General features: G+C 35.7%; 27 protein-coding genes. 14 read left to right on the top strand and 13 right to left on the bottom strand.

Going from position 1 to position 20,847, the window contains the following annotated elements; translation table 11 throughout:
• Window positions 1-34: 34 nt before the first annotated feature.
• Entirely contained in the window at window positions 35-340 is a 306-nt protein-coding gene (locus HGD76_RS10100; protein WP_168653085.1) for a hypothetical protein, read from the top strand.
• A gap of 174 nt (window positions 341-514) precedes the next feature.
• Here the strand turns inward: HGD76_RS10100 and cysK are convergent, their stop codons facing one another.
• On the bottom strand, window positions 515-1,456 hold the full coding sequence (gene cysK, locus HGD76_RS10095) for a cysteine synthase A (protein WP_148761936.1): 942 nt from the start codon (window positions 1,454-1,456) through the stop codon (window positions 515-517).
• Window positions 1,457-2,212: 756 nt separating this feature from the next.
• Here cysK and HGD76_RS10090 point away from each other — a divergent pair.
• The 7 genes from HGD76_RS10090 to HGD76_RS10060 all read left to right on the top strand — a co-directional run bounded on the left by HGD76_RS10090 (window position 2,213) and on the right by HGD76_RS10060 (window position 5,820).
• Entirely contained in the window at window positions 2,213-2,641 is a 429-nt protein-coding gene (locus HGD76_RS10090; RefSeq protein ID WP_168695695.1) for a hypothetical protein, read from the top strand.
• Between the two features lie 37 nt (window positions 2,642-2,678).
• Window positions 2,679-2,942, top strand: coding sequence for a hypothetical protein (locus HGD76_RS10085; RefSeq protein ID WP_015079389.1), 264 nt, complete (start codon window positions 2,679-2,681; stop codon window positions 2,940-2,942).
• 2 nt (window positions 2,943-2,944) lie between these two features.
• A complete protein-coding gene (locus tag HGD76_RS10080; protein WP_168697417.1) occupies window positions 2,945-3,256 on the top strand; it encodes a hypothetical protein in 312 nt (103 codons plus the stop codon).
• Window positions 3,257-3,392: 136 nt separating this feature from the next.
• Window positions 3,393-3,728, top strand: a complete 336-nt coding sequence (locus HGD76_RS10075) for a hypothetical protein (protein WP_168695694.1) — start codon at window positions 3,393-3,395, stop codon at window positions 3,726-3,728.
• 18 nt (window positions 3,729-3,746) lie between these two features.
• Window positions 3,747-4,745, top strand: a complete 999-nt coding sequence (locus tag HGD76_RS10070; RefSeq protein WP_168695693.1) for an LLM class flavin-dependent oxidoreductase — start codon at window positions 3,747-3,749, stop codon at window positions 4,743-4,745.
• Window positions 4,738-5,109 carry a hypothetical protein gene (locus tag HGD76_RS10065; protein WP_168695692.1) on the top strand — a complete coding sequence of 124 codons (372 nt, stop codon included), beginning with the start codon at window positions 4,738-4,740 and terminating at the stop codon, window positions 5,107-5,109. Before HGD76_RS10070 ends, HGD76_RS10065 begins: the two co-directional genes overlap by 8 nt.
• A gap of 102 nt (window positions 5,110-5,211) precedes the next feature.
• Entirely contained in the window at window positions 5,212-5,820 is a 609-nt protein-coding gene (locus HGD76_RS10060; RefSeq protein WP_168695691.1) for a class I SAM-dependent methyltransferase, read from the top strand.
• 78 nt (window positions 5,821-5,898) lie between these two features.
• Here HGD76_RS10060 and HGD76_RS10055 read toward each other — a convergent pair whose 3' ends face one another.
• The 3 genes from HGD76_RS10055 to HGD76_RS10045 form a co-directional block, all read right to left on the bottom strand.
• Window positions 5,899-6,357: a helix-turn-helix domain-containing protein gene (locus HGD76_RS10055; protein ID WP_168695690.1), complete on the bottom strand. Its 459-nt coding sequence runs from the start codon at window positions 6,355-6,357 to the stop codon at window positions 5,899-5,901.
• Window positions 6,358-6,504: 147 nt separating this feature from the next.
• Window positions 6,505-6,996 (bottom strand): PIN domain-containing protein, encoded by a 492-nt coding sequence (locus HGD76_RS10050; protein WP_168695689.1) that lies wholly within the window; start codon window positions 6,994-6,996, stop codon window positions 6,505-6,507.
• Window positions 6,993-7,232 (bottom strand): UPF0175 family protein, encoded by a 240-nt coding sequence (locus HGD76_RS10045; RefSeq protein WP_168695688.1) that lies wholly within the window; start codon window positions 7,230-7,232, stop codon window positions 6,993-6,995. Before HGD76_RS10045 ends, HGD76_RS10050 begins: the two co-directional genes overlap by 4 nt.
• Before the next feature lie 394 nt (window positions 7,233-7,626).
• On the opposite strand from HGD76_RS10045, the gene HGD76_RS10040 reads away from it, so the two are divergent.
• Entirely contained in the window at window positions 7,627-8,067 is a 441-nt protein-coding gene (locus tag HGD76_RS10040; protein ID WP_168695687.1) for a DUF1036 domain-containing protein, read from the top strand.
• Window positions 8,068-8,198: 131 nt separating this feature from the next.
• Here HGD76_RS10040 and hypB read toward each other — a convergent pair whose 3' ends face one another.
• The 8 genes from hypB to HGD76_RS10000 all read right to left on the bottom strand — a co-directional run bounded on the left by hypB (window position 8,199) and on the right by HGD76_RS10000 (window position 15,948).
• Window positions 8,199-8,996 (bottom strand): hydrogenase nickel incorporation protein HypB, encoded by a 798-nt coding sequence (hypB, locus tag HGD76_RS10035; RefSeq protein WP_168695686.1) that lies wholly within the window; start codon window positions 8,994-8,996, stop codon window positions 8,199-8,201.
• Window positions 8,987-9,328 carry a hydrogenase maturation nickel metallochaperone HypA gene (hypA, locus tag HGD76_RS10030; RefSeq protein ID WP_168697416.1) on the bottom strand — a complete coding sequence of 114 codons (342 nt, stop codon included), beginning with the start codon at window positions 9,326-9,328 and terminating at the stop codon, window positions 8,987-8,989. Before hypA ends, hypB begins: the two co-directional genes overlap by 10 nt.
• A 155-nt stretch (window positions 9,329-9,483) precedes the next feature.
• Window positions 9,484-10,578 carry a hydrogenase expression/formation protein HypE gene (hypE, locus tag HGD76_RS10025; protein WP_168695685.1) on the bottom strand — a complete coding sequence of 365 codons (1,095 nt, stop codon included), beginning with the start codon at window positions 10,576-10,578 and terminating at the stop codon, window positions 9,484-9,486.
• Between the two features lie 69 nt (window positions 10,579-10,647).
• The gene (locus tag HGD76_RS10020; RefSeq protein ID WP_027401706.1) at window positions 10,648-10,863 is read right to left on the bottom strand and encodes a tautomerase family protein; all 216 of its coding nucleotides are present in this window, start codon (window positions 10,861-10,863) and stop codon (window positions 10,648-10,650) included.
• Window positions 10,864-10,887: 24 nt separating this feature from the next.
• On the bottom strand, window positions 10,888-12,039 hold the full coding sequence (gene hypD / locus HGD76_RS10015; RefSeq protein WP_168695684.1) for a hydrogenase formation protein HypD: 1,152 nt from the start codon (window positions 12,037-12,039) through the stop codon (window positions 10,888-10,890).
• Between the two features lie 58 nt (window positions 12,040-12,097).
• Window positions 12,098-12,346, bottom strand: coding sequence for a HypC/HybG/HupF family hydrogenase formation chaperone (locus HGD76_RS10010; protein WP_168695683.1), 249 nt, complete (start codon window positions 12,344-12,346; stop codon window positions 12,098-12,100).
• Window positions 12,347-12,396: 50 nt separating this feature from the next.
• Window positions 12,397-14,748 carry a carbamoyltransferase HypF gene (gene hypF, locus HGD76_RS10005; protein ID WP_168695682.1) on the bottom strand — a complete coding sequence of 784 codons (2,352 nt, stop codon included), beginning with the start codon at window positions 14,746-14,748 and terminating at the stop codon, window positions 12,397-12,399.
• A 39-nt stretch (window positions 14,749-14,787) separates the two neighbouring features.
• A complete protein-coding gene (locus tag HGD76_RS10000; RefSeq protein WP_168695681.1) occupies window positions 14,788-15,948 on the bottom strand; it encodes an NHL repeat-containing protein in 1,161 nt (386 codons plus the stop codon).
• 323 nt (window positions 15,949-16,271) lie between these two features.
• Here HGD76_RS10000 and HGD76_RS09995 point away from each other — a divergent pair, with 323 nt between their 5' ends.
• From HGD76_RS09995 to HGD76_RS09975, 5 genes are all read left to right on the top strand, one after another.
• The gene (locus HGD76_RS09995; RefSeq protein ID WP_168695680.1) at window positions 16,272-16,691 is read left to right on the top strand and encodes a XisH family protein; all 420 of its coding nucleotides are present in this window, start codon (window positions 16,272-16,274) and stop codon (window positions 16,689-16,691) included.
• Entirely contained in the window at window positions 16,679-17,017 is a 339-nt protein-coding gene (locus HGD76_RS09990) for a XisI protein (RefSeq protein ID WP_168695679.1), read from the top strand. The genes HGD76_RS09995 and HGD76_RS09990 overlap by 13 nt, the downstream gene beginning before the upstream one ends.
• A gap of 303 nt (window positions 17,018-17,320) precedes the next feature.
• On the top strand, window positions 17,321-17,806 hold the full coding sequence (locus HGD76_RS09985) for a hypothetical protein (protein ID WP_168695678.1): 486 nt from the start codon (window positions 17,321-17,323) through the stop codon (window positions 17,804-17,806).
• A 241-nt stretch (window positions 17,807-18,047) separates the two neighbouring features.
• The gene (locus tag HGD76_RS09980; RefSeq protein ID WP_168695677.1) at window positions 18,048-18,659 is read left to right on the top strand and encodes a cysteine dioxygenase family protein; all 612 of its coding nucleotides are present in this window, start codon (window positions 18,048-18,050) and stop codon (window positions 18,657-18,659) included.
• A gap of 234 nt (window positions 18,660-18,893) precedes the next feature.
• The gene (locus HGD76_RS09975) at window positions 18,894-19,364 is read left to right on the top strand and encodes an ArsC/Spx/MgsR family protein (RefSeq protein WP_168695676.1); all 471 of its coding nucleotides are present in this window, start codon (window positions 18,894-18,896) and stop codon (window positions 19,362-19,364) included.
• Between the two features lie 86 nt (window positions 19,365-19,450).
• Here HGD76_RS09975 and HGD76_RS09970 read toward each other — a convergent pair whose 3' ends face one another.
• Entirely contained in the window at window positions 19,451-20,773 is a 1,323-nt protein-coding gene (locus tag HGD76_RS09970) for a CO2 hydration protein CupA (protein WP_168695675.1), read from the bottom strand.
• Window positions 20,774-20,847: the final 74 nt, after the last annotated feature.

The following is a 20,847-nucleotide window of genomic DNA, read 5'->3' as shown; positions in this document are numbered from 1 at the left end:
AATTACTATAGTCCTTCTATTTGAGGTAAAACTTATGTTACAGCTACAAATTAAATCCGATTCTCCTGACGTTGAAATCGTACAAAACCTGGTTCAGTCAGCCATTGATTCCGAGATTAAAAACTTAAAACGTTCAATAGAAAAAACCAATAAATTACTAATGGAATTTGAAGCAAAATATCAAGTTTCATCAGAGTTTTTTTTCGCCAATTGGACAGCAGAAGACCTTACAGGTGGTGACGAAGAATATGTAAGTTGGGCTGGAGAGATAAAAATTAAACAAAAATTAACTAATTCTCTACAAAAGTTAGAAGCAATTGAATATGTTATAAATGATTAATATAATTTAATATCAAAAAATAGAGAATTATAAGTTATTTTATCAAATAAATAAACATCCTATAAATCCTTAAATCCTGTAAATCCTGATATGGCTACGCCACGCTACGCTATCAGACAAAAATTATTAAGGATTTTGTTGGGTTTCCTTGCGTCAACCCAACCTACGAAATGTTTAACTCATTAAATCTTGAAACATAGCGGTACTTAAATAGCGTTCACCAAAGGAAGGTTGAATCATTACTATTAATTTACCAGCATTTTCTGGGCGTTTTCCTACTTCAATAGCAGCAGCTAAAGCCGCACCAGAAGATATTCCTGATAATAACCCTTCTTCCCTGGCTAATCTCCGTCCATAGTCCATTGCTGCTGCGTCCTCAACTTGAATTATTTCATCAATTAGATCTTGACGCAAAACATCAGGAATAAATCCCGCACCAATACCTTGAATTTTGTGAGAACCTGCTTTACCACCTGATAGAATTGGACTATTACTAGGTTCAACTGCAATCACTTGAAAACTTGGTTTGCGTTGTTTAATAACTTCGGCAATACCAGTAATTGTGCCACCAGTTCCGACCCCAGAAATTAAGATATCAACTTCTCCGTCTGTATCTGCCCAAATTTCTTCAGCGGTGGTTTCTCGGTGAATTTTCGGGTTAGCTGGGTTAGCAAATTGTTGTAACATAAAAGCATTGGGAGTATTAGCAACAATTTCCTCCGCTTTGTTAATTGCACCTCGCATTCCTTGAGTACCAGGTGTTAATTCCAAACTGGCACCATAAGCCCGCAACATGGCGCGTCTTTCTTGGCTCATGGTTTCTGGCATGGTTAAAATTAATTTGTAGCCACGGGCGGCTGCTACCATTGCTAAGGCGATACCTGTGTTACCAGATGTGGGTTCGACTAAAATGGTTTTGTCCGGTGAAATTAAACCTTCAGCTTCAGCGGAAAGAATCATACTCACGCCAATTCTGTCTTTCACAGAGGCAGCAGGATTCATGCTTTCTAATTTGACAACTATCCTCGCTACCACTCCCTCGGCTTGGGGAATTTTATTCAACTGAATTAATGGAGTTTTGCCAATAAGTTCTGTTACGTCTTTAGCAATTCGCATTTATTAACCTCTAAAATTTATATATTAATCTATTTTGGTTAAGTATTTATCTGATTGAGTTTTGATATCAGCCATAGCCATTTTAGCATCATCTCTGTCTATTGCTATAAGCAAATCTTCCCAATTGTTGAAAATAATAAGATAATACTTTCCTTAGAATATCTTAATTTTGTTTCTGAGCTATTCAAGATATCTTAGGTCTAGCCTTGTCATGAGATGCTGTGATTTGAGTGCAGTTTGTACTTGTGAATCTTCCTTTCAAAATATATCAAACCAATAGCCCATCTTCGTTTGAGTTTGAGTACAAAATCCCCCGTCCCTTCCCTCAAAAATGCTAGTACCCCACTCAATAAATACTAGCACCCCTACACCAAATATTTTTTTTAATGTTTACACAGTCAGGATTACAGGCTGTGAGTATTGTTGTAATCATCTTAATAATATTAATTCAACTCACTTAAAGTTGGGACTAAAAGAGCAACTGATATAAACGATATAGGATTTACGCAGAGATTCCCCTCTACCCCCCGAAGTTCCTAAGATGAAAGTCTGACGAATCAGGGGGGACTTCTTAACTCCTATATCTCTCAAGATTCATCTAAATACTATCTGTATTACTCCATACAGAAAGGACATAATTTTATTTTTGAGGAGATTTTGATCAGCATATTTTGAATAACAAAAAGGTGCAAAAATCAATCTAATAGAAATTTTATTTCTATCTAGGTAATCTATACCTGGCAATGGAGAATAAATATGAAAGTCAAACTTTTAAATGTGCTGACTGTAAGTTTGGTAACTTTAGCATTAATTTCTCCAGGGGTAGTAGTATTTGCTATAGTTTGGGGACAACATAGAGAGTTCGTTAAAACACAGAATTTATCCTGTGAATTGCCGAAAATAAATATAGCATCTCCTCAATTAGTTCCCCAACAAAAAATTATCAATACTCAGCCATCTTTAGTCAAGGTTAAATTATCTAACAATAACTTTCTACATCAATTAAAAATTGCGGCAAAAAAATACAAATTAGCAACAATTTTGCAATGGATATTTTTAATCACACCGATTTGTACTGGTATAGGAATTATTGCTTATGACAGATATCTTGTCTATCGTGCTGCTGTATTAAAAGAACACATTGCCATCTTAGAAAGAATGTGGCAACAAAGCATCGAACAGTAATTTTTCAAGTTAATCATTCACCATAAACTAAATTATCATGACAGACGAACGCCAAACACAGTATTTTAATTTAATTGATGAACTTCTCCAATGTCCTAATGGTCAAGAACCAGAAGTTTTGGAAGCACAACCGGAATTAATTGATTCTGGTTTAGTGCAAGCAATGTTACAAGTAGCCACAATGTTTGCCCATCAAGGTAATCAAGATGGAGCGCAATTTCTATTTTTTGTTGCTAAACAATTAGCAAAGGAATTAGGTTTATATCCTGAAGTTTCTAATCAAGTTGTCACTCAGGAGTAATGATGCTATTGACTGCAACTGATGCTGGAAAAATATCATTAGAATTTCTTTTGGCAGATTGGAATATTGCTGATGATTATAGAGATTGGTTTACAGTGATTAATTCTCGATTAATGGGTGAGAGTTGGTACATTGTAGAATTGGGTGTAGAGGGATTACCTGATAAATGGTTTATGCAGGTTTATGACACAGGAGTTTGTGACCCTAACTATACTTTTATTTCCCCAATTTCTGGTGCAGAGGGATATACCGATTTGAAAAGTCTACCAGATATTATTGCTGATGTTTTAGTAGCAGAACGTAATTCTCGATAAAAACTTGAGATATTTAGATCCCCGACTTCTTAAAGAAGTCGGGGATCTGGTATTTTATTATTAATTTTGTCAGGTTTAAATAACAATTATATGTTATAATCAATAGAGTTATGGAAGCTACAGAAGAATCAGTCAGATGATTACTGAAGACATCCTAGCCCAAGAATTTATTAGAGTCGTAAATGACTATTACCCCGCCGTGGGAGAACTCTTAGAAGGCTGTCATGTGAAAGTTATCACTTGCTTTTGGGGACGACCTGCAAAACGGTTTCAATATATAGGAATTTATTGTCGAGAAGACATCATGCCCTATGTTCAAGCTAAAAAAGAAATCCTCAGAGAATTAGCCGAAAATATGGGGTTAATTCAAGTAGTTTGTTTGAATGCTAAACGATTGCTACGTGACCCTATGTCGAAGTTAAAACAGTCTGAACCTCGATTATGGTTGGAGTTGCAATTAATGGCAGCCTAATCTGATATTTGGTCAACAATGAAAACAGGACTTTTCTGCAATTACGAAAATCATCACCTAGATGCTAGACGGACTATTTTTGAGCAAGTTTTATTGGTAAAAGAGGCTGAAAGTTTAGGTTTTGAAGAAGCTTGGGTAACAGAACATCATTTTAATGAGTTCAATCTCAGTTCTTCAATTTTGCTGTTATTGGCACATTTGGCAGGTGTGACTTCGCAAATTCGTCTAGGAACTGCCGCTGTATTATTGCCATTTCATCAGCCAATTCGCGTGGCTGAAGATATTGCTACGTTGGACAATCTTTGTAGTGGTAGGCTGGCTTTTGGGGTAGCTAAAGGTGGTCCTTTTCCCCAGCAAAATAAACATTTTGGGGTGACAACTCAGGAATCTCGCAGCAGAATGTTAGAGTCAGTAGCATTGATTCAAAAGCTTTTATATGAGACTAACGTATCATTTAATGGCCAATATTATCAATGCGAAAATCTCACAATTCATCCCCAACCATTGCAAAAACCAATTCCCATATATGTTGCTAGTGGTGACAATGATGCAATTGAATTTGCTGCTAAAAATTCCTTTGGAATCATGGGTGGTCCACCTTTTTCCCTAGAAAGACTCAAGAAGACAGTCAATAAATATCGGGAATTTAATTCCAGTGGTGCTGATAAGTTCCTGTTAGCGCGGTTCTTTTTTGTGGGTAAAACTCATGATGAAGCGGTAAATGAAGCATTGCCTTTTATTCGCCATTTCAGCAAAGAAATGACAGCTAACTCAACTCAAGTAATGCAGAAAAGTCCTCAACAACCAGCATTTGATCGGACAAATATTTGTTTTGATGAAGACTATTTGATTGAGAATTCTATTATCGGTGATGTTAACGGTTGTCGTGACAAAATCAAGAAATTCCAGGACGAATTAGATCTCAGCACACTAGCGTTAAAACCCTCATCTTTTTCTTTGCAAAAAAATCGAGAAAGTTTGCAACGCTACAATCAAGAGGTGCGGAATTATGTCTAAACTTTCTTTGCTTCCTCCCGATGATTTACCTCCTACAAAGGTAACAAAAGAGGATGGAATTCTCCATTTGGAATTGGAACAATCTATTGGTAAATGCTTCTTCTATGCGTGCGATCGCATTACCCAAGTATTACTATCTAATTGTCAATGGTACATGACTACAAATAATACTACTTTGATGTTAATTGTAGACTGTCCCGATATAGTGGCTTATTGGCATATAGTCAGCAATATTCCCCAATTGGGAAATAGACTGGAAAGATTTACTAAAAATGCCAAAATTCGCGTTTATCCTCCTTTTGGAAAAGGATCACCTTTTGAAATTGGAGTAACCGAAATTTCAGCCTATCGAGATTGGTTGTAAGTCCTAAATTATATTTTAATCACTAAAATCACCAGATCCCCGACTTCTTGAAGAAGTCGGGGATCTATCTTGTTATAATAAAATAAATACAACATACCAGCCATGATTAACAACATGATTAATAACAAAAAAGAACTTTTTGATCGTTGGGCAAATAGTTATGATTGGGCATTTCCTTCTTTTATTTATCAAGCAATCCATAAAAGATTACTTACAAAAGTTGAATTATCACCTCATGCAAATATTTTAGATTTAGGTTGTGGAACAGGTAGATTATTAGATAGATTAGCAAAACAGTTTCCAGAAATCACAGGAACAGGTTTAGATTTATCTCCCCAAATGTTACGGGTAGCAAGACAAAATAACCGCCACCGTCCCCGGTTAATTTACCTTGAAGGTAATGCTGAAAATCTCCCCTTTGCTGAGGGACAATTTGATGCGGTTTTTAATACCATCAGCTTTTTGCATTATCCTCAACCAGAACAGGTTTTAAATGAGGTAGCAAGGGTACTTTCTCCTGGTGGTAAATTCTATTTAGTGGACATTACTTTTAATAACTCATCACCATGTCAAATTACGCCCCATTCTCCCACAGGAATTAAGTTTTATAGCCAAAAACAAAGAGAAGAAATGGGGAATAATGCTGGTTTAAATTGTGTAGGTCATTATGACTTATTAGGATTTGTATTATTAACAGTTTTCCAAAAATAATATTCGTAGAGTGCGTTAGTGATAGCGTAGCGCACCATTTTCTGATCCTAGATAGTTAGTAGATTTAATATTCCAAGTTTAAACTTCCACCTCTTGAACGACCTCTAAAGGTAATTCTAATATTTCTACAATTTCTTGATCACTTAAACCTAACTGCCTTAATTTTTCGATTTTCTTAACTCTCTTTTTATCTAACTTTCTTTTAGGAGGTTTAGAACCAATATTCACACAACCAATTATATTTTGATTAATACTTTTATCACCTAAAAAAATATTTACATTTCCCTGTCGTTCAAGAACAGATTTAAGATTACTTTTATCAACTGGTTCATCGAAAATATTAGATAACATTTGCAAGAGTTCATAACCTACATCCTTCGCGTGACCGGCACTACAACCACAAGCTTCAGCAATATCAGCATATTTTTGATATTTTAGTGTTCCTTCAATAACGCCACGTTGTAAGTCGTTGAGATGCTGTCCTGTGTTGAGATAAAAAGCGTCATCCACAAGTTGTAGTAGTTGCTGAACCTGCATATTGATAAATGTAACGCGACATAGGTAATTTTAGCAGACTTTATCCGTATTTTTCAGCTTTTTTCCGTCTGATTTTTAATTTTTTTTACGATCCGCTTTTTTCCGCTTTTCGCTTGCATAAATTGATATCATAACTTGGTCTAAATATTACTCATTTGCTGCTTTTAAAACCTGTGCATAGAGTTGACTACTCACCCGAAAACCTGCTTGAATAATTAAAGCATCTATTACTGGTTGGACTGTAGGAATAAGCTTTCTTTGCTTGGCAACTAATAGAATACCAAGGATGCCCGTAATAGGCAATCCTAAGCGAGTAGCTTCTCTTCTGCCAAGACGTTCATCAATTAATAATTCATCTGCTTCTAATTCTATAACAAGAGCTATTGCCTCAGCTTCACCCCGATCCAAATTGTGATTATTCCGTAATATAGAAATAAGTTCCAGATTTTTTGCTGGTATAACTTCAATCCAATCTAAAGAAAGCACTTCTGCAATGAGATTTTCTTCATCACTAGCATTTATGAGTTCTTCTGCAACTCCTTGAGGAATAATAACTCTGTTGTAAATCTGTTGTAAAAGTGACAAGTAACCAACAATAGCTAGATTGCTCAGGGGTGATGTATCACTAACTACTATCATAACCAACCTTTTGCGCGTAGATGCAGAATATCTTCCTGTAATTCAGCTACATCATAGTGAACACATATCCCACGTTCAGCAAGTAATTTTTGCAGCTTAATTTGATTCATGCTTATTATTTCACTAGCTTTACCTAAGCTGATTTTTTCTTGTTGAAATAGCAAAATTACAATTTCTAGTAAAAGTTGCTTTTCTGATAAACCACTTACTTTGAGGACTTCATCTGAAATTATCATGATTACTTTTATGAATAGTTTTTTATATCCTAACAAATATGAATTACACTAACCCAGGTTGCTACTTATCTGGTTGAGACTGGTAATGGATAATTGGTAATAAAATCCCAGTTTTAATCTTGTTAATCCTTAAATCCTGGATATCCTGATTCTGACAGTTTCCCTAATAATATTTATATTGTAGCAGTTCTTGAATCTGCATATTGATAAATATAACGCGACATAGGTAATTTTAGCAGACTTTATCCGTATTTTTCAGCTTTTTTCCGTCTGATTTTTAATTTTTTTTACGATCCGCTTTTTTCCGCTTTTCAAGATTAGGTGAGTGGTGTAGTTTCGTAGAGATAAATGTGAGCTTGAAATTGGAAAATTTCATCAGAAATAGGAGATAAAAGTGAAACTCAGAAATTTGGTTTCGGTTGTAAGCGCGGGAATACTTGGTTGTATCTCATCTTTCGGATTCACAACTCCAGCAAATGCAGCGCTTACTGTATGTAATCGGGCAGGTTCAAGGGCTTATGTCGCAATCAGTTATCAATCAAATGCTAGAACTTGGTCACAGGGATGGCTACAACTTGAACCTGGTAAGTGTGGCATAGCTTTTTCTGGTAGAGTCAGTAATTCGGATATTGGGGTTTATGCAGAAACCTTGAACGGAGTAGTTGAATCAGGTGATGTTCGTAGATGTGTGATCTGGGTACAAAATCAGGCTACATGGCAAATAAGGGATGCAGATAAACAAAATCGTTGTCAAGGAAAGGGAAGAGAAATGAAAGGCTTCAGCGTTTTCAGAACTAATGATAGTCCTGACTACACCTACGAAGTATTCGATTAGTCGTAATCTGTAAACTTGTAGGGTAGTCAGCGTGTTTTCTATGCTAACTCACCCTATATTTATAATTACTATCTATAGAAGGCTCTGCTTTTAATGATAGCAGAGGCAGAGCCTCTTGATAACATTCCCAGTCAAAGACTGGGAAGGAAATAATTATACAAACTTTCCAAACCTTCCCCAGTAGTAGCAGAAACTTGGAAAATTTGTATTTTGGGATTTACCTGTTTTGCATATTCAATACAACGTTGAACATCAAATTGTAAATAGGGAAGTAAATCAATTTTTGTGATAATCATAACTTCACTATTGCGAAAAATATGGGGATATTTAATTGGTTTATCTTCCCCTTCCGTCACCGATAAAATTACCACCTTAGCGGCTTCTCCTAAATCAAATAAAGCCGGACAAACTAAATTTCCGACATTTTCAATCATCACCACAGAATTTAATGGTGGGTTAAGTTCCTGCAAACCTCTTTCTATCATTGATGCGTCTAAATGACAGCCTGTACCCGTATTAATTTGCACGACTTTACAACCTGTCTGCTTAATCTTTTCCGCATCATTAGTAGTTTCTTGATCACCTTCAATCACGCTAATAGATAATTTATCTTTTAAATCATTAATAGTCCGAGTTAATAATGTCGTTTTTCCCGCACCTGGAGAACTCATTAAATTCAAAGCCAGAATATTTCGACCTTTAAACCAGCCGCGATTTTGGGCAGCTAATAAGTTGTTTTTACCTAAAATTTCTTGTTCTAAAGATATTGTTGTATTATGAATTTTAGCATGAATTTGGGGTGCTTCTTCATGATGATGAGAATGGGTTATTACAGTTCCATCTGCTAAAGTATGGGTATGATGATCTGCATTTTCCATATTTGTAATTGTCATTTGATTATCATCAGAACAGCCGCAAGTTACACACATAATTCCTCCACTTCAATTTCTTTGATTTTTAATTCTTCACCAGCTATGATATCTAATTGCACACTACCACATTGACAAATTCCAAAAGGTTTATCTATCGGAAAGATTGTCCTACATTGACGACATTTAGCCATTCCGGGTATTTCTAATATTTCTAATATTGCCCCTTCGACTATTGTACCTTGGGCGCAAATATCGAAACAGAATTTAATTGCATCTGGCATAATAGCTGATAATTTGCCAATTTCTAATAATACTCTTTGAACTTTTTTATTTTGGGCGTTTTCGCTAACTATAGCGATGATGTTTTGGGTGATTCCTAATTCGTGCATATACTTTTTTAAACGAACCACAGAGGCACAGAGGACACAGAGAAAAGAAGTGAATTTGTAGGTTGGGTTAAGCGATAGCGCAACCCAACAAAACCGCAAAAATGTTGGAAGTGTTGGGTTTATTTTGTCAACCCAACCTACGTAATTTATAGATTCTAACATATTCTTGGCAGTTGATCTCCTACTAGCATATCTATGATTCTTTCTGCACCAAAGGCGGTTTTTAAGAGGACTATTCCTGGTGGTGTGGGAATAATTTCACCTATGATAGATGCTTGTTTTCCTGTGGGGTGGTTTTTCATTGTTGCTAAAATTAAATCGGCTTTTTCTGGAGGGGCAATAATGACTAATTTTCCTTCGTTGGCTAAATACAAGGGTTCTAAACCTAAGATTTCACAAACTCCATTTACTTCTTCTCGAATAGGAATTGCTTTTTCATGAATGCGTATTCCTAGGTTGGCTGTGTGGGCAAATTCGTTTAATACTGTGGCTAAACCTCCTCTGGTTGCGTCTCTCATGGCGTGAATTTGCGGGCAAACTTTGATAATTTCGGCGACTAATTCATGTAATGGTTGACAGTCACTTTCTATATCTGTTTCTAATGCTAATTCTCCTCTAGCAATTAATATTGCTGTGCCATGATTGCCAATTTCACCGTTAATAATTACTACGTCTCCTGGTTGAATATTGCGGGGAGAAATATCAATGTTTGGGGGAATTATGCCAATTCCGGCAGTATTAATAAATAGTTTGTCAGCACAACCACGATTAACAACTTTTGTGTCTCCTGTGACTATTTGCACTCCGGCTTTTTGGGCTGCTTTTTGCATACTGGCAACTACACGCCGTAATGTTTCTACTGGTAAACCTTCTTCTAAAATGACGCTACAGGTAAGATATAAAGGTTTTGCACCACTCACAGCTAAATCGTTAATTGTGCCATTAATTGCTAGTTCTCCTATGTCTGAACCGGGAAAAAATAAGGGGTCTACTACATAGGAGTCTGTGGTAAATGCTAATCTGTTTCCATATTGGGAAAGATTGGCTAAATCAAATGTGGCTTGGTCTTCTAATTGGGAAAGAATGGGATTATCAAAACTTTTAACAAAGATATCGGCGATTAAATCTCTCATAGCTTTACCACCGCTACCATGGGATAAGTTAATATGAGTATCTCTTACCTTTCCTTGACGACGACGGACTTGCTCAATTTTTTGGAAAAGGGGATTTTGATGAGAGTTGATTGTCATTTTTAAAATTGCTTTGTAATTATATTTTTTTCCTGTGGGACAGGCAAGATGCCTGTCATTATTAATTAATTACCTACCCGTTTCTTCATGTCTACCATTATGTTTATCGTAATGTAAAACGCCACCAACTGCCCAATCTTCCCGTTCAAATTCGTCAATATGTACGGTTATCCATTCGGGTTTTGTTCCTAAAGCAGAAACTAAAGCATCAGTTACAGCTTTAACTAATTTTCGCTTTTTTTCTATGGAGTGACCTTTACCAATTTGGACAGTTACAAAAGGCATATCATTTTCCTCAAATTGTGTAATTTAGACTGATATAGGTTCGGTTGATACACCTGATTTATCTCTTTTTGCCATAGTTGGAAGTCGCCCATATTTGTAATAAGCTGCACAAGCACCTTCGGAGGAAACCATACAAGTTCCTATGGGTGTTTCTGGTGTACAAGCTGTTCCAAATACTTTACATTGCCAAGGTTTTAAAACTCCTTTGAGAATTTCTCCACATTGACAAGCTTTATGATCTGCTACTTTTAAATTAGGAATTGTAAATTTAGCTTCTGCATCAAATTGGGCATATTCTTCGCGGATTTTAAAACCAGAATTGGGGATTTCTCCTAAACCTCTCCATGCAAATTTTTCACGGACTGCAAATACTTTATTTATGGCTGTTAAGGCGTTTTTATTTCCCCTAGGTTCTACTAAGCGATTATATTGATTTTCGACTTGACAACGATTTTCTACTATTTGTTTTAATAACATCCAAATTGATTGGAAGATGTCTAATGGTTCAAAGCCAGAAATAACGATGGGTTTATGATATTTTTGGGCAACAAATTCATAAGGTTCTGTGCCTATGACCATACTTACATGACCAGGACCAACAAAACCATCAAGTTGTAAATCGGGATTTTCTAATAATGCTTGTAATGCAGGAATTACTAATACATGATTAGAAAACATACTAAAGTTAGTGATATTTTCTGCGGCTGCTTGGAGGATGGTAAATGCTGTACTGGGGGCGGTGGTTTCAAAGCCTAAACCAAAGAAGATGATTTCTTTATGGGGGTTTTCTTTGGCTATTTTCAGGCTATCTAAGGGTGAATAAACCATGCGAATATCTGCACCTTGGGCTTTGGCTTGCAATAAGCTGGTTTTTGCACCGGGTACGCGCATTGCGTCGCCAAATGTGGTAAATATGATGTTGGGTAGTTGACAGAGTGCGATCGCATCATCTATTCTCCCTTTAGGCATGACGCACACTGGACAACCCGGCCCATGAATTAATTCAATATTATCGGGTAATATTTCTTCGATTCCGTATTTGAAAATAGCATGGGCATGTCCTCCACATACTTCCATTATTTTTAAATGTCTGTCTATTTGTTGGCTGAGTTTGGTTATTTCTTGTTGTAAAGCGAGGGCTTTTTCTGGGTTACGAAATTCGTTTACATATTTCATAATTTTTGTTTCGCGCAAAGGCGCAAAGGTGCAAAGACGCAAAGGAATAAAGGAGATTTTAAGGATAAGATTGGGCTATTTCTTGCAATAATTGTAATGTTTCTGCGGCTTCTTGTTCGTTGATTCTGTTCATGGCAAAACCGACGTGGACTAATACCCAATCTCCTATACAAGTTTCTGGGGGGTGTTGTTCGTCAACTATACAGGCTATGTTTATTTGGCGTTTGACTCCTCCAATATTAACTATGGCTAGTTTATGTTCTGAGTTGGTTATTTCTGTGATTTGTCCGGGTATTCCTAAGCACATTTTAGTTTTCCTTTTTTAAGATTTATTTCACGCAGAGACAACAGAGGTTTTTATGTTATTTCTTTTAAGTATTTAGCGGCTGCAATTACGGCTTGTCCTAGTGATAATCCGCCATCATTTATGGGTACTATACTATGAGTTAATACATTAAGTTCTAATTTTTCTAGTCGCATTTTTACCTGTTGTAATAGAATTTGGTTCTGAAATACGCCTCCTGTTAATGCTACTTGATTAAATTGATGTTCTTGTCTAAGTTGTTGAACCATTGTTACAATAGCAATAACTAAACTTTTATGAAATCCCGCAGCTATTATTGATGATGAGATGTGCTGTTTAATATCATTAAGAATTTCTCGCCATGTTGGGGATGTATCTATATAATAAATACTATCTAATTTTTTAAATTTAAAGGAATAATTTAGACTTTCTTTATCATTGTTTAAAATATTGATATCAGTTATTGCTTCCATTTCTATGGCTGCTTGTCCTTCATAACTGCATTGTTCTGGACAAATACCTATTGCGGCTGCAACTGCATCAAATAATCTACCTACTGATGATGTTAAGGGTGAATTAATACCTTTTTCTATGATTTGATTGAGTAGTCTAGGGTTTTTATGTTCTAAGAATTTGATTATTTCTAAATCCCTGTATTTTTCTTTAAGTTCTTCCCAGGTGAAAGCATTAATTAATTGAGAGTATGTATTTCTCCAAGGTTGATAAATTGCCTGTTTTCCTCCTATCATGGGCATAGGTTTAAATGTGGCTAAACGTTGAAAATTTTGATAGTCTGCTAATAAAAATTCTCCTCCCCATAATGTACCGTCTTCTCCATATCCCAAACCATCAAAGGCTATTCCTAATACTGGTTTTGTATCTAAAGAAATTTGATTTTCTGCCATACAAGCGGCTATATGAGCGTGATGATGTTGAATTTCTGCTAATTTAATATTATTAACCGTTGCTAGTTCTTTACCTAGTTTAGATGATAAGTATTCTGGATGTTTATCAATAGCAATTATTTCTGGTTTATGTTCAAATAAATTCAGATATAAATTCAATATTTCTTGATAAGCATTAAAAGCAGCCGCATTTTCTAAATCTCCTAAATGTTGTGATAAAATCGCCTCATCTTCTCTTAATAAACAAAAGGTATTTTTTAACTCACTCCCCATGGCTAAAATTGGCGGTATTTTCTCAAATCCAGGTGGTAATTTAATCGGTGCTGGTGCATATCCCCTAGCACGTCTAAGGGTTTGTATTTGATTATCAATAACTCTAACTATGGAATCATCTACTCTATTAACAATATCTCGATTATGTAAAAGAAAATAATCAGCTATTTTTGATAATTTATCTTTTGCATCTTCATTATCTATACATTGTGGTTCATCAGAAATATTCCCACTAGTTAAAACTATGGGTACTTTCATTCTTCTGAGAATTAAATGATGTAGCGGCGTATAAGGTAGCATGAAACCCAGGGTATTTTGTCCTGGGGCTAGGTCAGATGCTAATTTACTATTATCTTTAATATTTAATAAAACAATAGGTGCAGCAGGACTTGTTAATAATTCTTTTTCCAACTCATTAATATAGCAATATTCAGAAATAATATTAATATCCCTTGCCATTAAAGCCAAAGGTTTATGATAACGCTGTTTACGATTTCTGAGTTTTAAAACTGCATTTTCTAAAGTGGCATCACAAGCTAAATGAAAACCGCCTAAACCTTTAATAGCAACGATTTCACCCTTTTGTAATAAAGTACAAACAGCATCCACATCATCTAACATAGAAAACATATCAGAGATAACAGGTTTACCGTCAGCCCTTTCTAACCATGCACGCGGTCCACATTCAAAACAAGCCACAGGTTGGGCATGAAAACGACGATTTTCGACATCTTGATATTCCTTTTCACATTCCTTACACATTGAAAAATTCACCATGCTAGTGTTATTTCTATCGTAAGGAATAGCCCGAATAATACTCAACCTTGGACCACAATGAGTACAATTAGTAAAAGGATAACGAAAATAACGACTAAAAGGATCAAAAATCTCCCTTTGACATTGGGGACAAGTTGCAGCGTCAGGAGAAATTTCCGTTTTCACCACACTATTAACACTGCGAGAAATCACAAAATTATTAAAATCAAACTCCCCCAAATATGGACTTCTAATCACCTCATTAATTCTTGCCAAAGGAGGGCATTCTTGATATAATTGATTGACAAACTCCGCTATTTCCTCCTCACTCCCAGAAACACGAATTAACACCCCTTCACCATCATTACAAACATCACCTTTCAAACCCAAAACCTTCGCCAAACGATACACAGTAGGACGAAAACCCACCCCTTGCACAATACCACAAACCCGAATTTCTTCTATTCTCATCTTTGCGTCTTTGCTCCTTTGTATCTTTGCGCGAAATAATTAAAACTTCCAAATCAAAACGCGATTATTTCCAGAATCAGCAACTACCGCATTCTCACCACAAACCTTAATTCCATAACACCAATTTAAACTTCCTCTTGTTGGTAGTCCAAAATTTCGATTTTCACTTTTATTTGTAAAGTTATCTTGTCCCATCACACCATCAGCATTCGCACCCTGCAATAATAAAATAGATGCTCGTTTTTTCCATCCTAGCAAACGGGAATTAGCTGTATCAGCAACTATTAACCAATCCCCTGCAATATCTACCCCATAAGGCATACTTAAACTACTGGCACTAGGGAAATAAACACCTTGATTCAATTCCACAAAATTGAAGTTCTTTTGTCCTAAAACCACTGCACAAGGGGCATTATTTGCTGTGGGAATTCCTTCCCAAATCATGACCCGATTATTACCTGCATCTGTAACAACTAAATTATCTTCCCAAAGGGTGATATCATGACACCAACGCATACTAGCAGCAGTGGGAGAACCACCACCATTTTCATTGCGTGATATCATATCTGGTTGTCCCAAAACTATATCCGCAGGTTGTCCATTTTCTGTGGGTAATTGATTCCAAATTAATAACCGACGATTGCCAGTATCAGCTACAAATAACTTACCTTGATGATAGAAAATACCATAAGGCCAATGTAAAGTATTTGCCGCAGGTTGTTGATTTCCTCGGTTATGTAAATTATCAATAAAGTTAGATTGTCCTAATACTAAATCTGCGGGAATATGACTATCTGTAGGGATATTATACCAGATGAGAATGCGATGATTCCAAGCGTCTGCAACGGCTAAACCATGACCACATTTGCAAATACCTGTAGGGACACTAAATGTAGATTTTCCTGGTGTCCTTTTAGCGTTTTGTCCTTCATGAAAAAAGTCAGGTTGTCCTATTATCCAGTCAGCAGGTTGATGATCTTTTGTGGGTAAATTTCGCCACCCTAATAAACGATGATGTCCTGTATCTGCTACCCATAATGGTCCCGTTGGTGATAATAAACAAGCTGCACGGGGACCAAACATTGTTGTGGGAGTAGGTGCAATAGGTATTGCTATTTGTTCTGGTGTAATATTGTTTCCTAATATTATTTTTGCACCATGAGGGGAGAGGGGTAAATGGGGGATATTTTGGGTTTGCAATGTAGATAGGGAATTAATATTTACGCTATTTACTCCAATACGGTTTAGTTAATAAAATCGTAGGTTGGTTTAAGCGATAGCGCAACCCAACAAAGTTTGGAAAATGTTGGGTTTCCTTGCGTGAAACTCATCTACTTAGATTATTGGAAAACCTGGAATAATTCTATCAATTTCCTGCATTTTTCATAAAGTTTCTGTTAAAGCAATAACAATTGTTTGATACTGGTTATAGAAAAGCTTGCCTCAGCATGAATTATGATATAATTGTATTACTTGATAGAGTTGAGATTACTTTGTTAAATTATGTTGATAAAATAAATACTATGCCAGCTAAAGACATCTATCACAATACTGTAAAAAATGCACTTATCAAAGATGGTTGGAAAATTATCCGTGACCCTTTACGAATTCGTTTAGCAAGAGGTAAAAATCTATTTGTTGATTTAGGTGCTGAAAGATTATTAGCAGCAGAACGAGAAACAGAAAAAATAGCTGTTGAGGTGAAAAGTTTTACTCGTCCTTCGGATATGAAAGACCTGGAAGACGCTGTTGGTCAATTTGTGTTATATGATCATTTATTAGCACGTTATTATCCTGAATATAAGTTATTTCTGGCTGTGAGTGAAAGCACTTGTAAAACAGTTTTTGAAGAAGAAGCTGGTCAAACTTTAATTGAAGATGGTGTAATTCGTTTATTTAGTTTTGATGCTGAACAGGAGGTAATTGTCAAATGGATTCCTTAACTAACCAATATCGTCAAATCATTAAAAAAATTCTTGAAGAATATGCTGATTTTCTTGGTGATGATGAACAGGTTAAAGTTGAATTGGTGTTAGATGAGAAAAATGATCGTTATTTATTAGTAGAAACTGGTTGGAAAAATGGTTATCGGATATATGGAACTTTATTACATCTTGATTTAATTGATGGTAAGGTTTGGATTCAACATGATGGTACTGAGGAGGGGGTTGCTAATGATTTGGTTGCTGGGGGAATACCAAAATCACATATCATTTTAGGGTTTAAGTCTCCTGAGATTCGGAAATATACGGAGTTTGCGGTTTTTTAGGTAAAAATTTGTTAATTATGGCTTAATCAATCCTTTGAAGTTGGTATACTTACAACAAGCCTTAACTAAGCGAAAATACCAAGATTTTAGGTTTTCATTAGCATTATGTTTTTTAAGTTCAAAAAAGTCTTTTCTGTTTCAGCAACAGCGACAGGTACAAAAATGAATCGTTACGTTATTCTCTCTCATTTTACCAAAGTGATAAAATAATTAAATTTATCTAACTAAATATAATTTTAACTGTTAAATAGTAAATATGGGAAATCCCCAATATTCCAGAACAAATGGGATTAATTACCTATTATGCAAATTGATACAAATAGCTTTTCATGGTTTGATGTAGCAGATGATGTCAAAGAATTATTAATATTAGCTGCACAGACTTGGGAAAATACAGAAGAATCTACAAAATATATGCAGCAAGCGTTAGCTAAAACAGGAGATAACACAGATGTTTTAGTTGCAGCTTATAGATATTTTTACTACAAAAATAATTATGTCTTAGCACTGACAACAGCAGAGAAAATAACGGCTAAAATAAAAAAAGCGGAAAGTCTACCTGATAATTGGCAAGAACTTAAACCTATCCTAGTTAAACGTCACGAAGAATCTCAAATCAGATTGTACTTAACTGCTTATGCTGCTTCTGGTTTGGTATTAGCTAAACTAGGAAACATAGAAAAAGCAAAGGAAATCAGTATCAGAATAAAAGGTATTGATGACAAAAATGATTTTGGTGCTGGTATTCTTCTAGATATTTTAACTCGTCCACCAGAAGCAGACGATTAAACATGAAGATAGGGAAAACTCCATACAAATGACAACCACAAGCAATCAACAAATTACGAATCATGAATAATTGGTTATCTTTCAACTCAAATTCCCAGCTAATATCCTCATCTTCTAACCAGAATACTGTGATTCTACCGGGAATGCCTACATCTCCAATAACTCCTATAACTAAAATGCCTCAAACCTCTCCTCCTATCATTTTTTTACCTAATTCTGCACAGTCAATATTTTAAAATTTATGCAAGGTCAGGATTTATTTGTTGCTGAAAATGGACAATATCAAGTTTGTAAATCAGCAAGATCATGGGATTTATTGCGTGATAATTATCGTCTGTATCGCTTTTTAACTGAAGTCGAAGATATCCTCAAAAATGTTGAAGATGAATCAACACGACTACCAGAAATTAGAATGTTGGTAAGACGATTAATTATTAATTCCTATTGGGTACAAAGTCAATCTTTACAACCTGATCTAAAAACGGGAATCTCGGTTCTACTATTATATGATGAATTAGGATTTCCCCTAACTGTACAAACAGTAACATTTGCACCAGGAACAACTTCTAATATTCATAATCATGGAACATGGGGAGTAGTCGCAATTTTAAAAGGTCAGGAAAAAAACACATTTTGGCGACGGAGTTCAAACCCAGAATTTCCTGATAAAATTGAAAAAACAGGCGAAGTAAATTTATCCTCCGGTGATCTTATCAGTTTTACACCTGAGACAATACATCAAGTTCAAGCCATTGGTAAAGAACCAACAGTAACATTTAATATTTATGGAGAAACAAACCCAAAACAGAGATTTGAATTTGACGTAACTAATCACATTGCTAAAAAATTTTAAAGGTGGTGGCAAAAAAAGAAATAACAGATTATGCTGATAAATATTATAGAAAATAAGATCCCCGACTTCTTTTTAGATATTGTCAATAAATGAATAATTAATCTTAGAAGTCGGGGATCTAAGTGTTAGCTATCAATCAAAATAATCATCTTCCCTCTGCGTTTATCTGCGTTCATCTGCGGTTAATTATTTCCTATCCAAACATCCAACTATAACCTTATAGGAGAAACAGCAATGGCCAGAGTAATTTTCTATGAAAAACCAGGCTGTAAAGGTGGTACAAAGCAAAAAGTTTTGCTAACAGCAGCAGGTCATGAAGTAGTAGCATATAACCTATTAACAGAACCTTGGACAGTGGAAAAATTGCGGTCATTTTTTGGCGATCGCCCCGTCATAGAATGGTTCAATAAAGCTGCGCCTAGTGTAAAATCAGGAGAGGTGAATCCCGAAAACATCACCGCTGAAAATGCCTTGGTCATGATGCTGAAAAATCCCTTATTAATCCGTCGTCCCTTGATCCAAGTAGGGGATAAAAGAGAAGTAGGCTTTGATGTTGAGAAAATTGACGCATGGATAGGCTTGAAAGCCGCAGATGAGTCTTTAAAACCAATGAGTGAACACCTCATGCAGCAAGACCTCCAGGGCTGCTCTCATGGAAAAGATCACGACCACCATCATGGTAAAGGTGGTTGTAAAAATCACTGACAAGGATAGGAGATAAGTAATGGGACAGAATTAATTACACAATTGATTTTTCTGTTCCCTGTTCCCTTTTTTGTAAAGAGAATAATCTATCTATAATCCTGTCTTTGAATATCCCGTAATCTCGCTGCATCACGCATACCATAATCAGTGCGAGTAAAGCGATTTAGCTGCATTTCAAAAAATTCCCGATTTGCTTGTAAATGCTGAGGGTTTTCATCATCTAAAGGATACAAAAGGGCAGTTCTTAAAGCTTGAATTACCGCCGATGTGACATTATACATCGAACGTTGAAAAGTAATCCCCAATTGAATCAAAATATCCTCTTCCCCTCGACAATATTCTTGGTAATAATCAACAAGATATTGAGGCAAAAAGTGCAACATATCTTGCATTAATAATGTTGGCGGAATTCCGGCTGTACCCACAGGAAAAACATCAGCGTAAAGAATCCCATAATGGAAGTCTTTTTGATCTTCTGGAACTTGTCCCGCTTGGGCATTATAAGACTTTGTCCCTCTAAATGGTGCTGTGCGATAAAAAACAGCTTCTACATAGGGTAATGCGGCTTCATATAACCAGGTAAAACCTTTAGATTTGGGGATGATTTCATAACATTCACCATCAATATAAACATGATGATAAATGGGACGACCTGCAATAGCAAATATACCATTTATGAGAAAATTCATGGCATCAGGTACACCTTTAAAACCACCTTCATCATAAATATCTGACATTTCAAAAAATACTGGTGCCATGACTTCCCAAAAAAGTCCTAAATTAGAATAATAGGACATCATCCGGCACTGTTCCAAAAACATATCAGGAAACAGTTTATAAAGTCCCGACATGAGGGGGTTTTTCCGAAAATAAGCTTTAATGGCTTTATCAGCATTAGCTTTATATTCTTCGGAATCTAAATAGGCATCAAATTGATTAACAGGTGCATACATTTTGCGATGCCATAACATAGCCTGCATACAAGCTTCCGCAAATTCCATGTTGATTCTGTCGTGGAATAAATGATGGAAAATTTTCGGCATTTTGGTAGTTTCACCTTTTTCCATAAATGCCAAAAGTTCTGGGTGTGCAGTGGCTATACCTCGCCAAATTCTTAAATCAGCATCATCCCCGGCATAGTGATTATGTAAGTCTAAATATTCTTGGGGTAAGAAATATTTAAAAGCTGGCAAAGGATCTAAAAATACTCTTTCGGCAATATAAAGTAAGTCTCGCCAATAGAAATCCATTGGTACAGCATAAGCTTTATAAATACCGATAATTTGCATGAGGTTTTCTGGAGTATCTGGCAACATTGAACCGCCAGCTTCTAAGCGATGAATAATTTCTGCAAATTCGTGTTTTGAAGGTGGGATTTTTGTATTTGGTTTAGCTGTAGTTTGTACCATAATATTTTTGTTTTGGTTAATAAAATTTTTTTGATTGCGGAACAGTTTTCTTCTCGTTCCCATACTCTGTGTGG

Origin of the sequence: Dolichospermum flos-aquae CCAP 1403/13F, assembly GCF_012516395.1 — a bacterium.
GTDB lineage: Bacteria > Cyanobacteriota > Cyanobacteriia > Cyanobacteriales > Nostocaceae > Dolichospermum > Dolichospermum lemmermannii.
Note: the sequence above shows the minus strand (reverse complement) of the source record. Positions and strands in the feature narration are given on the sequence as shown.

Bases quoted from the DNA above. Each gene is read 5' to 3' on its own strand.
- HGD76_RS10100 (WP_168653085.1), top strand. From the start codon at position 35: ATGTTACAGCTACAAATTAAATCCGATTCTCCTGACGTTGAAATCGTA.
- cysK (WP_148761936.1), bottom strand. From the start codon at position 1,456: ATGCGAATTGCTAAAGACGTAACAGAACTTATTGGCAAAACTCCATTA.
- HGD76_RS10090 (WP_168695695.1), top strand. From the start codon at position 2,213: ATGAAAGTCAAACTTTTAAATGTGCTGACTGTAAGTTTGGTAACTTTA.
- HGD76_RS10085 (WP_015079389.1), top strand. From the start codon at position 2,679: ATGACAGACGAACGCCAAACACAGTATTTTAATTTAATTGATGAACTT.
- HGD76_RS10080 (WP_168697417.1), top strand. From the start codon at position 2,945: ATGCTATTGACTGCAACTGATGCTGGAAAAATATCATTAGAATTTCTT.
- HGD76_RS10075 (WP_168695694.1), top strand. From the start codon at position 3,393: ATGATTACTGAAGACATCCTAGCCCAAGAATTTATTAGAGTCGTAAAT.
- HGD76_RS10070 (WP_168695693.1), top strand. From the start codon at position 3,747: ATGAAAACAGGACTTTTCTGCAATTACGAAAATCATCACCTAGATGCT.
- HGD76_RS10065 (WP_168695692.1), top strand. From the start codon at position 4,738: ATGTCTAAACTTTCTTTGCTTCCTCCCGATGATTTACCTCCTACAAAG.
- HGD76_RS10060 (WP_168695691.1), top strand. From the start codon at position 5,212: ATGATTAACAACATGATTAATAACAAAAAAGAACTTTTTGATCGTTGG.
- HGD76_RS10055 (WP_168695690.1), bottom strand. From the start codon at position 6,357: ATGCAGGTTCAGCAACTACTACAACTTGTGGATGACGCTTTTTATCTC.
- HGD76_RS10050 (WP_168695689.1), bottom strand. From the start codon at position 6,996: ATGATAGTAGTTAGTGATACATCACCCCTGAGCAATCTAGCTATTGTT.
- HGD76_RS10045 (WP_168695688.1), bottom strand. From the start codon at position 7,232: ATGATAATTTCAGATGAAGTCCTCAAAGTAAGTGGTTTATCAGAAAAG.
- hypB (WP_168695686.1), bottom strand. From the start codon at position 8,996: ATGTGTGTAACTTGCGGCTGTTCTGATGATAATCAAATGACAATTACA.
- hypA (WP_168697416.1), bottom strand. From the start codon at position 9,328: ATGCACGAATTAGGAATCACCCAAAACATCATCGCTATAGTTAGCGAA.
- hypE (WP_168695685.1), bottom strand. From the start codon at position 10,578: ATGACAATCAACTCTCATCAAAATCCCCTTTTCCAAAAAATTGAGCAA.
- HGD76_RS10020 (WP_027401706.1), bottom strand. From the start codon at position 10,863: ATGCCTTTTGTAACTGTCCAAATTGGTAAAGGTCACTCCATAGAAAAA.
- hypD (WP_168695684.1), bottom strand. From the start codon at position 12,039: ATGAAATATGTAAACGAATTTCGTAACCCAGAAAAAGCCCTCGCTTTA.
- HGD76_RS10010 (WP_168695683.1), bottom strand. From the start codon at position 12,346: ATGTGCTTAGGAATACCCGGACAAATCACAGAAATAACCAACTCAGAA.
- hypF (WP_168695682.1), bottom strand. From the start codon at position 14,748: ATGAGAATAGAAGAAATTCGGGTTTGTGGTATTGTGCAAGGGGTGGGT.
- HGD76_RS09995 (WP_168695680.1), top strand. From the start codon at position 16,272: ATGCCAGCTAAAGACATCTATCACAATACTGTAAAAAATGCACTTATC.
- HGD76_RS09990 (WP_168695679.1), top strand. From the start codon at position 16,679: ATGGATTCCTTAACTAACCAATATCGTCAAATCATTAAAAAAATTCTT.
- HGD76_RS09985 (WP_168695678.1), top strand. From the start codon at position 17,321: ATGCAAATTGATACAAATAGCTTTTCATGGTTTGATGTAGCAGATGAT.
- HGD76_RS09980 (WP_168695677.1), top strand. From the start codon at position 18,048: ATGCAAGGTCAGGATTTATTTGTTGCTGAAAATGGACAATATCAAGTT.
- HGD76_RS09975 (WP_168695676.1), top strand. From the start codon at position 18,894: ATGGCCAGAGTAATTTTCTATGAAAAACCAGGCTGTAAAGGTGGTACA.
- HGD76_RS09970 (WP_168695675.1), bottom strand. From the start codon at position 20,773: ATGGTACAAACTACAGCTAAACCAAATACAAAAATCCCACCTTCAAAA.